General features: G+C 45.8%; 9 protein-coding genes and 2 pseudogenes. 7 read left to right on the top strand and 4 right to left on the bottom strand.

The genetic code is table 11. The features are described 5' to 3' along the window. Positions 1–408, top strand: a pseudogene (gene tnpA / locus FDW87_RS17220) (IS200/IS605 family transposase); the annotation flags it as partial. Between the two features lie 117 nt (positions 409–525). Here tnpA and FDW87_RS17230 read toward each other — a convergent pair. After that, positions 526–1,050 carry a lytic transglycosylase domain-containing protein gene (locus FDW87_RS17230; protein ID WP_137380006.1) on the bottom strand — a complete coding sequence of 175 codons (525 nt, stop codon included), beginning with the start codon at positions 1,048–1,050 and terminating at the stop codon, positions 526–528. Positions 1,051–1,703: 653 nt separating this feature from the next. On the opposite strand from FDW87_RS17230, the gene FDW87_RS17235 reads away from it, so the two are divergent. Continuing rightward, complete coding sequence (locus FDW87_RS17235; RefSeq protein WP_100280319.1) at positions 1,704–2,096, top strand: relaxosome protein TraM; 393 nt, start codon at positions 1,704–1,706, stop codon at positions 2,094–2,096. A gap of 31 nt (positions 2,097–2,127) precedes the next feature. On the opposite strand, the gene FDW87_RS17240 is transcribed toward FDW87_RS17235, so the two are convergent. Beyond that, a complete protein-coding gene (locus FDW87_RS17240; protein ID WP_137380007.1) occupies positions 2,128–2,769 on the bottom strand; it encodes an Arc family DNA-binding protein in 642 nt (213 codons plus the stop codon). Positions 2,770–3,005: 236 nt separating this feature from the next. Between FDW87_RS17240 and traH the strand changes: the two genes are divergently transcribed. The 4 genes and pseudogenes from traH (at position 3,006) to traT (ending at position 8,666) form a co-directional block, all read left to right on the top strand. Continuing rightward, a complete protein-coding gene (gene traH / locus FDW87_RS17245) occupies positions 3,006–4,142 on the top strand; it encodes a conjugal transfer pilus assembly protein TraH (RefSeq protein WP_252363230.1) in 1,137 nt (378 codons plus the stop codon). Then, positions 4,142–7,057 carry a conjugal transfer protein TraG N-terminal domain-containing protein gene (locus tag FDW87_RS17250; protein WP_137380008.1) on the top strand — a complete coding sequence of 972 codons (2,916 nt, stop codon included), beginning with the start codon at positions 4,142–4,144 and terminating at the stop codon, positions 7,055–7,057. Before traH ends, FDW87_RS17250 begins: the two co-directional genes overlap by 1 nt. Positions 7,058–7,076: 19 nt before the next feature. After that, positions 7,077–7,628 carry a hypothetical protein gene (locus FDW87_RS17255; protein WP_137380009.1) on the top strand — a complete coding sequence of 184 codons (552 nt, stop codon included), beginning with the start codon at positions 7,077–7,079 and terminating at the stop codon, positions 7,626–7,628. Positions 7,629–7,934: 306 nt separating this feature from the next. Further along, positions 7,935–8,666, top strand: a pseudogene (gene traT, locus FDW87_RS17260) (conjugal transfer complement resistance protein TraT). Between the two features lie 6 nt (positions 8,667–8,672). Here traT and FDW87_RS17265 read toward each other — a convergent pair. Together FDW87_RS17265 and FDW87_RS17270 are read right to left on the bottom strand one after the other, a co-directional pair. After that, positions 8,673–8,984 (bottom strand): CcdB family protein, encoded by a 312-nt coding sequence (locus tag FDW87_RS17265; protein ID WP_079939576.1) that lies wholly within the window; start codon positions 8,982–8,984, stop codon positions 8,673–8,675. Next, complete coding sequence (locus tag FDW87_RS17270; RefSeq protein ID WP_079939577.1) at positions 8,981–9,229, bottom strand: type II toxin-antitoxin system CcdA family antitoxin; 249 nt, start codon at positions 9,227–9,229, stop codon at positions 8,981–8,983. Before FDW87_RS17270 ends, FDW87_RS17265 begins: the two co-directional genes overlap by 4 nt. A gap of 122 nt (positions 9,230–9,351) precedes the next feature. Between FDW87_RS17270 and FDW87_RS21085 the strand changes: the two genes are divergently transcribed. Beyond that, positions 9,352–9,729, top strand: a complete 378-nt coding sequence (locus tag FDW87_RS21085) for a hypothetical protein (RefSeq protein ID WP_212725446.1) — start codon at positions 9,352–9,354, stop codon at positions 9,727–9,729. Positions 9,730–9,914: the final 185 nt, after the last annotated feature.

Here is a 9,914-nt window from a genome sequence, read left to right on the forward strand (position 1 = left end):
CAAATACCGAAGACAAGCATTCTACGGGGAGAAACGTAGGGCGATAGGTAGCATCTTAAGAAGCTGTGTGAGTGGAAAAACGTGCGGATCCTGGAAGCGGAATGCTGTGCAGATCATATCCATATGCTTGTGGAAATCCCGCCCAAAATGAGCGTATCCGGCTTTATGGGGTACGGCTTTATGGGGTATCTGAAAGGTAAAAGCAGTCTGATGTTGTATGAGCAGTTTGGTGATATGAAGTTTAAATACAGGAACAGGGAGTTCTGGTGTCGTGGGTATTACGTAGATACGGTGGGTAAGAACACGGCAAGGATACAGGAATACATAAAGCACCAGCTTGCAGAGGATAAAATGGGCGAGCAGTTATCGATCCCTTATCCGGGTAGCCCGTTTACGGGCCGTAAGTAACGAAGTCTGATGCAAATGTCAGATCGTATGCGCCTGTTAGGGCGCGGCTGGTAACAGAGCCTTATAGGCGCATCAGAAAAACCTCCGGCTATGCCGGAGGATATTTATTATTGGTTTTTACTTACATCGATTTCTTTTATCTCTATCAATAGATAGGGAGTCTCGATTTCCCGATGAACCAGCAATGATTATTTTTCTTGCAAGGAGAATTCGATAGATGTTCTTAATGTCAGTGGCGTAAGCTTTGCGTTTTTTTATCATCTCGTCACGAGGTCCCATGTTATATATTCCTACGCTATCCCAGTTTCGTCCATAAGACTGAAAGTTACGTGCTAGAACCCATGCCCCTGAATACACACATATACATGGATCGCTTAATAATCTTTCGCGGGTAATATTAAACTTTTTAAGTTTTCCGTAATGAGAACTGTTTACCTGCATACCACAGACATCTTCCGTTCCATTACCATTAGATCCATTAATCACTGCAGGTTTAAGACGACTCTCTTTAATTGATATTGCCATAAGCAGAAGCGGATCTATTTGGTAATCTCTCCCTGCCTGGTCGAAACACATTTGAGGAGTAGCCGTTGCTGAGAGCGAGAATGCCAGTAATAAGGCCGGGGTTTTAGTTATTTTCATCTTGTGGCCCTTATGTCTATCATAGTCTGTGCACGCTATGCAATAAAAAATATCCCGCCAGATCATTTTAATCAAGATAATTCCCTACAAACGCGCGGAAGCGCTTCAAATCATGCATTTAGCCACATCCTCAAATAATGAAAACAACCATGAAACGTTTATTAACTTGCCGCTCTTTGCTAACCCATTAAAACATCACACCCCACGCAAGATTTCATCTTGCAGATTTTTTCTTTAATTTCATCAGGCTACTTTAAGCTGTAATGCGGAATGTGAGTATATAGAGATAAAAGGTGTGTGGATTGACACACTTTGCAGTGCCGTTACCCCACACTTGAAAGTGCCGGATTAACACACCTTGCAGTGCCTGATTAAGCACTGTGATGTGTGGGGATTGTGTGTATATAAATAATAGAGTAACTTAAAAGATAGTGGTGCTTGATCAACACACATAATGGTGCCTAATTAACACACCTGATGGTGCTACATGCACACACATCATAGTGCCGGATTGCCACACACATAACAGCTTGATTATGATTCTAATACCCGGCAAAGACTTTAAAACAGAAGCTTTCTGATGTATTAAATCTGTCTCATCGGGATAGCACAGTGCCGCATCCGGCACTGCATGAAATTTTCAGGAAAATATTATGCCGCGCAAGAACATCTACTTCAAAGATAAAATTGACAGGGAGATTCAGGATATTGTCGATATAGAGATACAGAAGGGCGCAACCGGTTCTGAAACCAACTACTCATCAACAGTTAACGAACTGGTTCGCCTCGGACTTATGGTTCATAAATCAAAGGAAGAAGGTTCAACATTTGACCTCGATGGATTCAGGCGTGACCTGATAAGAAAAGTATCCGGCTCCAGAGAAGGTATTATGATTTTAACGGCGCTTGTGTCAGAAATTTATGTAAACCTCAAGGGGGCACAGTCGGGTGTATCACTGGATGACCTCATAAATAATAACATTAGCGCCATTAACGATGCCGAAGATGAAGCTGACCGAAAGCACTTCATCATCGATGAGAAGTAATTCAGAAGCCGGGCTGAACCGGCTTCATCGATCACTGTGTACCGTCTTTATCTCCGGGCAGTGCACTCTTTTCAGCCTTGGCGATTTTTTCTTTTAAAAACACTTCAAATTCAAGACATAGAACTTTCAATGCCTGCGCATCTTCATTCTGTTCAAGAATCCTCTCTGTGAAATACCCAAAAGTATTCATCAACCTTGTCAGCATTTCATCATTAAGGCTGCGTCTATGAACCCTCGCCATAGTTCGAATCTCTTCCGCCAGATTCTCAGGAATTCGCATACTATACCCCGTGGTTTTACCCGGCAGTAAAATACGCTCACCCTCACGCCACATCCATAACCGTTCTGCATAAGCACTGGACTCTGTATTTTCATCTGCATTACCACTCTCAGCATCAAGCAGGTTACTAAGCCAGTTTTCAAATTTTACAGCCAATGCAATCAAACGCTCTCCCTCTGCCGTTTTAATCACAGGACTATTTGGCTGATAATTTAGTGATAGTAATAACCTTGCAATAATTTCATCATTCACACTTCTTTTGCCTAAGCGGGCACACACTCTAAGCTCCATGAGTAAGTTATCGGGAGCGCGCAGCCTCCATTCAACAGCCTCACCAGGCTGGAATTTACGTGGCCTTCCGCGCCCTTCCCACATTTTCTCTTTTACTTTCATTGCTATAGATCTCGCAAGCGATACATCGTCAGTCTGAGAGACAAAGCCTACCGAACTTACATATTAGGAATATTCCCAAAAACTTTTAACAGTGTGACATGTGTCACGGTTTTTTTTTTTTAGGGTTATGGGACAATATCTCGTGCGTAAACAAACACTTATGCACAAACACATTGTTTACTTCCGGAGAAAACAAGCATGTCCACACAAGGTAATGCCCTTAAAGTCGTGAAGGGATGCCCTCCCTCAATGCCGGCTGCGGTGGCATTGATGCGTATCTTGGTTCATTCAGCATGATCAGCGGTGAAGAAATTCAGCGCTTCGTTAAACAGATCATGAGCAACGCGCTGGGATATGCCTTTGACCTTGCTTTACAGACGATGGTCCCGGAACTGAAACAGGCTAAGGACTTCCTGCAAAAACTGGCCAGCGATGTGAACTCGATGAATATGAGTTCGTGTCAGGCAGCACAGGGCATCATAGGAGGGTTATGGCCGGTGACACAGGTGTCACAGCAAAAGATCTGTCAGGACATAGCCGGTGAAACCAATATGTTTGCGGACTGGGCTGCATCGCGTCAGGGGTGTACGGTCGGCGGGCAGAGCGACAGTGTGACGTCCCGGGCCGGAGATAAGCAGAAAGACCAGGTGTTGAAAAACAAGAATCTCATCTGGGATTCACTCAGCAAAAATGGATTACTGAGTGGTGACCGCGCCCTGAAAGAACTGGTGATGAGTACTGTCGGCTCAATCATTTTTAACAGGAATGGTGATGTCACTATCCTTACGCCGCTGGTTGATAACCGTGATCTGATAAAAGTCCTGATGCGCGGTGGTACAGCGAAAGTATACGGATGTGATGAAGCCTCACTCTGTCTTAATCCGGTCGTCACCAACCTCAGTATTTCTGAATCAAGTGCTCTTGTTACCCTGGTTAAAAACCTGATGATCTCCATGCAGAACAAACTGGTAGATGACAGGCCGTTGACCGACCAGGAAAAAGGGTTTGTGAACACCACGTCGGTCCCGGTACTGAAATATCTGACTAACGCTCAGAGCATGGGAATGAGCGCGACCTATCTGCTTCAGGTGTCGGATTTTATCGCGCAGGACCTGATGATTCAGTATCTCCAGGAGCTGGTTAAACAGGCCAGTATGTCCCTGGCGGGTAAAAATTTCCCGGAAGAAGCTGCCGCGAAGCTGCGTGACAACGTTATTCACGCGCAGGGGCTTCTGGCTGACATGAAACTGCAGTCAGCTGCAGATCAGAATGCACTGGATGGTATCGACCGCAATATGCAGTACCTGCAACAGCAGGTATCCACCATCGTTTCTGGCTCATACCAGAGCAACTACCATTGGGGTGATCGCTGATGCTTGAGATTTACACCATTTACGGCGGGGGGATGTGGAAAACGGCGCTGGACGCCGTTGTAACCCTCATCGGCTCCAGTACATTCAGTACGCTGCTGCGTATGGCGGGCACCTTCGGGGTACTGGCTGCGTTGATCATGTTTATCAAACAACGTAACCCGATGTTGTTTGTGCAGTGGCTGGCTGTTTTCATGATTATTACCACGATTTTGTTAGTTCCGAAGCGTTCCGTTCAGGTGATCGATATATCTGATCCTGCAGCTGTCTGGAAAACCGATAATGTTCCGGTTGGACTGGCTGGTATTGCCTCTCTGACGACAAGTGTCGGCTATAAGATGACCTCGTTATATGATTCTCTGATGGCTCGCCCGGACTCGGTAACCTACAGCAAAACGGGGATGCTTTTTGGTTCACAGATAGTGGCCGAAACAAGTGACTTCACGACACAGAACCCGGAACTGGCACAGATGCTGCCGGATTATGTGGAAAACTGCGTAATTGGTGACATTTTGCTGAACGGGAAATACACCGTGAATCAGCTGCTTAACTCGTCCGATCCGCTGGCGCTAATCACCAGTAATCCAAGCCCGTTGCGTGGAATATTTAAAACATCCTCCACAACGAGGCAGTTTATAACCTGCCAACAGGCAGCTGCGGAAATTAAAACGCTGGCCAACGTTGAAGCTAATCCTGGCAGCGCCACGTTTACCTGGCTGACGCAGAAGATATTCGGCAATAAAATTAATGGAGCCACACTGCTATCCAGTGCGATGGGGGACAGCTACGGTTTCTTTTATGCCGGAGGAATGACTGCCTCGCAGATTATGAAGAACAATATCACTAACAGCGCGATACGACAGGGAATTAAAGGGTTCGCAGCCCGTTCGTCAGATACCGCAAACTTGCTGAATCTGGCGACAGAGAATGCGGCCACTAACCACGGTGTATTCGGCCTGAATACACTGAAAATATACGTGAGTGGTTTTATCTATTTCCAGCTATGGCCAATCATGTTCGCGATCCTTAACTACGCCTCAAATTACTGGTTGCAGTCGAAAACTGGAGGGACAGCACTTGTCCTCTCTAACAAAGATATTGTGGCGTTACAGCATTCGGATGTGGCGAACCTGGCCGGATATCTTTCACTCTCGATTCCTGTTCTTTCGTTCTACCTTACCCGGGGCGCGGCGGCAATTGGATCACAGGTAGCAGGAGGCATGCTTAGTTCGGCGGCCTTCACGGCTGCAGGTGTATCTTCCACGACTGCAGATGGAAACTGGTCGTTTAACAATATGTCGATGGACAACGTAAACCAGAACAAAATGGATACAAACCTGGTACAACGTCAGGGCCAACAGACATGGCAGGCTGATAATGGTTCCACACAGACAATGACTGCCGGTGGCCATACCGTTATTGATGGCTCTGGTGCTATGTCTAATCTCCCGGTGAATATGAAGCTCAGCCAACTGGCCAGCAGCGGATTTCAGGAATCGGCGCGTCAGTCGCAGGTACAGGCGCAGACTGCACTGGATGGTTATAACCATAGCGTGGCCAGTGGCTGGTCCCAACTGGCGCAGTTCTCTCGCCAGAGTGGCACCAGCGACAACCTGATCTCAAGTAGTGAAAACAGTCAGGCTACAAATGCTACGCGCGGCGCAAACATGATGATGTCTGCAGTGGAGAGCTACGCCAAAGGAAACAATATTTCCACGCAGGAAGCCTACAATGAGCTTATGTCAAAATCGAGTGAGATGAGTGTTAACGCGGGAGGTAGCGTTAAATTCAAATCAGGTGACCAGGCTTTCGGTAAGATTGGTAAATGGGTAACAGGAGTTTCAGTTGAGGGGCATGGAGGAGTTGAGGCTAAGGGGAGTAGTGGAAGTTCTCATGGTACTCAGGAGACTAACTCAAATACTCAGGATATGCGGCATGATAAAAACAGTCAGGCCATAAATGACTTCCGTCAGGGTATGGATATGGTTACCAGCAGCCGTGTGAGTGAGGGATCAAATCATACGGAAAATGCGGCAACCAACGACGTTCAGCAATTTGCAGCCACTCTTAATGATGCGGAAAGCAAATATCATCAATACACCACCAGTTCGACGCAGAGCGATGAGTTCAGCCGGATGGCCATGATCGCACAGAACCAGAGTGCAAGCTTAGATACTAACTACAATCAAGAGTTTGTGAATGAACGTTTGAAACCTGAGATTATCGGAGATTATCAGCAAGGTCGCTCAGACCTTATAACCGGTTCAGAGCATGCCCCGTTCAGTGATAAACATGTTGTGGATCCAGCTCAGAGTAATCAGCAAATGGTGGGGACTGAAGATACACAAGGGGGACTGCATTACAGTTCGTCTGGAATTTCAGAAGGGGTAACCAGTACATCTTCAGGTGACTCACATTCATCTGTAAGTAATAGGGCGCGGGGGAATGAAGAAAATAGTTCAACTCCATTAGCTAATACTTATCGCGAAGAGAATCACTCCGGAAGTCACAACAAGTATAAAACGGAAACTGACCAGGTAAGTAAGTCGAGAAATATCACCGATAACAGAACTGCTGTGGGCGGGAATGTCACAGGTAATGATATGTCAGATTCTTTTAAGGAAAATCAGGAAAAACTGCGCGAACACAGTGGGCAGATTTTTGAGCCTCAAAACGACTTGAAACGTAGGGCTGCAGAACAAAGATCTGATATTCAGAATAACATCAACAATTCTGCTGGAGAAATTGATAAAAAACAATCCACTGTTCGGGCATCCAGTGATATTCTTAAAGGCGAAAGTGAGAATATTAAATCACAATTTATAGAAGGTAAGCACGCAGAGGATTTAAGACAAACTGCATTGCCTATTCTACACAGTGATGAGATTGAGAAACATAAGAAAACATTGAAGAATTGAGAAAGAGAACGAGGTAAAAATGCTTACATTCAACGACGTTAATCGTGATGTGAAGGCGATTTTAGATGGTGTTTCTGACAATGATAGACCTGTACCATCAGCGGTTAAGATAATGATAACTGCATTAACTTTGCCCGCGATTGGTAGTCTTCTCTCTGCATTAACATTTGGTATGGTATGTGCCAACTTTAACCATAGAAATTTAAGCGCCAGCCTGTTTGTAGAGTATTTTTTCTCAGGTGGAGCCATACCAGTTTATCTGTCTATAGTGGTAAGCCTTGCCCAGTACATGATGTTGCTTCCTTACATTGGCCTTTACAATCTGATACCTCAAGATATCAGGAGAACAACCCCTCTGATAATTCATTTTAAAAGCGCCTTGTATAAGTGGGTTGTTATTTACATCTGTGCATTAGTGATGACATGCTTGATGTCCCTCTACGATCCCATATATTTACTTTCAACACCAATACTGATGTTTGTGGCGATTTTTGTTACTTCAATCACTGTAAATTTTAAAGTGACAAAATATGGAATTGGACCATTGTTAAAAAAATTAATAAAAATCTGAATTGAATATACTTCAACTTATAAGCCTGCATCCTTTTCGAAGAATGCAGGTCTTTATCATGATTTATCCTAATGAATGTTTAACTGCCTGAACTGGTTGTGTTGTTTAATATTTGTCAATTAAAGCTTCATAATTTCATTGGTGGTTATTAACAATTAAAATTGTTAGCCGCCCTTATATGTTAAGGCTTGAGCGATGCTTATTAATTGCTGGTTAAGATAATTCTTAACTTAATGCGCTATATCAATGAATTTCATCCTGAATTTCAGGATAAGTAGTGTGCTGGAAAAACAAACAGGATAAACCATGAAATTAAAACAATATGCAGTTGTAACTTTAGTTGCCTCTACCCTGGTACTTTCGGGCTGCGGAGCCATGTCCACGGCTGTGAAAAAGCGCAACCTTGAAGTAAAGACCCAGATGAGTGAAACCATCTGGCTGGAACCATCTTCAGAGAAGACTGTTTATCTCCAGATTCGCAATACTTCCGACAAAGACATGTCAGGCCTGCAGGCGAAAATTACCAGTGAACTGGCCGCAAAAGGTTACCGGGTTTCCAGTTCTCCGGACACCGCCTACTACTGGATTCAGGCCAACGTTCTGAAGGCAGAGAAGATGGACCTGCGTGAAGCACAGTGATTCCTGAAAACTGGCTATGAAGGAGCAGCGATGGGCGCAGCTCTTGGTGCAGGCATCACTGCGTATAACTCAAGTTCTGCAGGCGCCACACTCGGAGTTGGCCTGGCTAGCGGCCTGATCGGTATGGCCGCTGATGCGATGGTTGAAGATATTAACTACACGATGGTGACCGATCTGCAAATCTCTGAGCGCAGTAAAGCGACTGTAACAACGGATAATGTTGCCGCTTTAAAGCAAGGGACTTCTGGAGTTAAGGTGCAGACAAGCACGGAACAAGGTAACAGGGCAAAATATCAAACCCGCGTGGTCTCCAATGCCAACAAGGTAAACCTCAAATTTGAAGAGGCGAAGCCAGTACTGGAAGCACAACTGGCCAAATCAATCGCCGGTATTATGTAACTCCTTTCAACTTCCCGTTGTCAGGAAATCTACCGCACTGACGATGAGATCTCTCATCTCAGGGCGGTAACTGTGAATATCCTCCTCATCAAGCTCATGAAGATAGACCGTCTGAATCAGCTGCGTCATCAGAATATATCGTTCACCATCGATGTTAACGACGGGATTAATCTTGCTCATTCCAGGTAATGACTGGCGCCATCTGACAAAAGGAATGATGACCCGCGTATTGAGATCGATTAGCTGATCGGACTGCGCTATGACGAAATACGGATATTCCGGATTGTCCAGTCTTCTGAATACGGTTCCCTGATTCATTTAAAGACTCTCAAAGCTGCACTGCTGCCAGGAATAATATGTTCAGCAGTAAATTTGTTCATGGCATCGATAGCCGCTTTGTTTTCCTGTTTCCATCTGGCCTGACGTTCGGCACGGACTACGTCTTCAAGAGCAGAATTAAGGGCTGCTGAAAGATTGATGTTAAGCATCTTCGCTTCGTCCACCAGGGCGGCATCCAGCGAAATATTGGTGCTTCTTTTGCGCGACCGTATAGTCGTATTCATTGTTAAATCCTCTGCGCATCATGTATGCGCATAAATATAGCGCATTTCTGCTCCAGAGCGTAAGTGCCTGCCGTTATTCCTGTGATATTTCGCTTCCTCACATGACTGCAGCCATTCCAGTTGTGCCCAATCCTGTTGTTCAGGACAGCACTCTGCCGGCGGCATTGCGCAGTCTCCGCCATCGTATATCCGGTACTGAACAGCCCGTTACCTCAGCCCTGGATATGTTGCAAAAGGCGCGCCAACGGCCTAACGCATCAGGGAACGATCAGCAGGGAGATGAGAGCGCGGCAGGGGAAACGCTGAACCTGGATGCACGAATCACCCCGAATAGTGATGGGGGAATAACGGTCACGACGTCGGGAAAAACAGCCCGTACAGACACCAGTCCGGAAACACACCAGACGAATAAACGTCTCGCGCAGGACGAAGAAAATATTTTATTGCATCGCCATCCCGACGATCCGGGTTCGTTGCCCGCCCTGTGGACAGGCTCATGAGAATGACCGCCCTTGCAGCGGACTTACGTCCGCGCCGGTTTGGAAAACACAGAGGTACCTCCCGCCAAAAAGTGGCGGGCAAAAGACATCATAAAATAGTTACAACATCCAAAATATTTAGCCAAAAACCAGTGCCCATCCAACCATCCAGCCCCTCCCCACCACTGAAAAGCGCCGCCGCCCCG

The organism is Citrobacter sp. wls826, from assembly GCF_005281245.1.
Lineage (GTDB): Bacteria > Pseudomonadota > Gammaproteobacteria > Enterobacterales > Enterobacteriaceae > Citrobacter > Citrobacter braakii.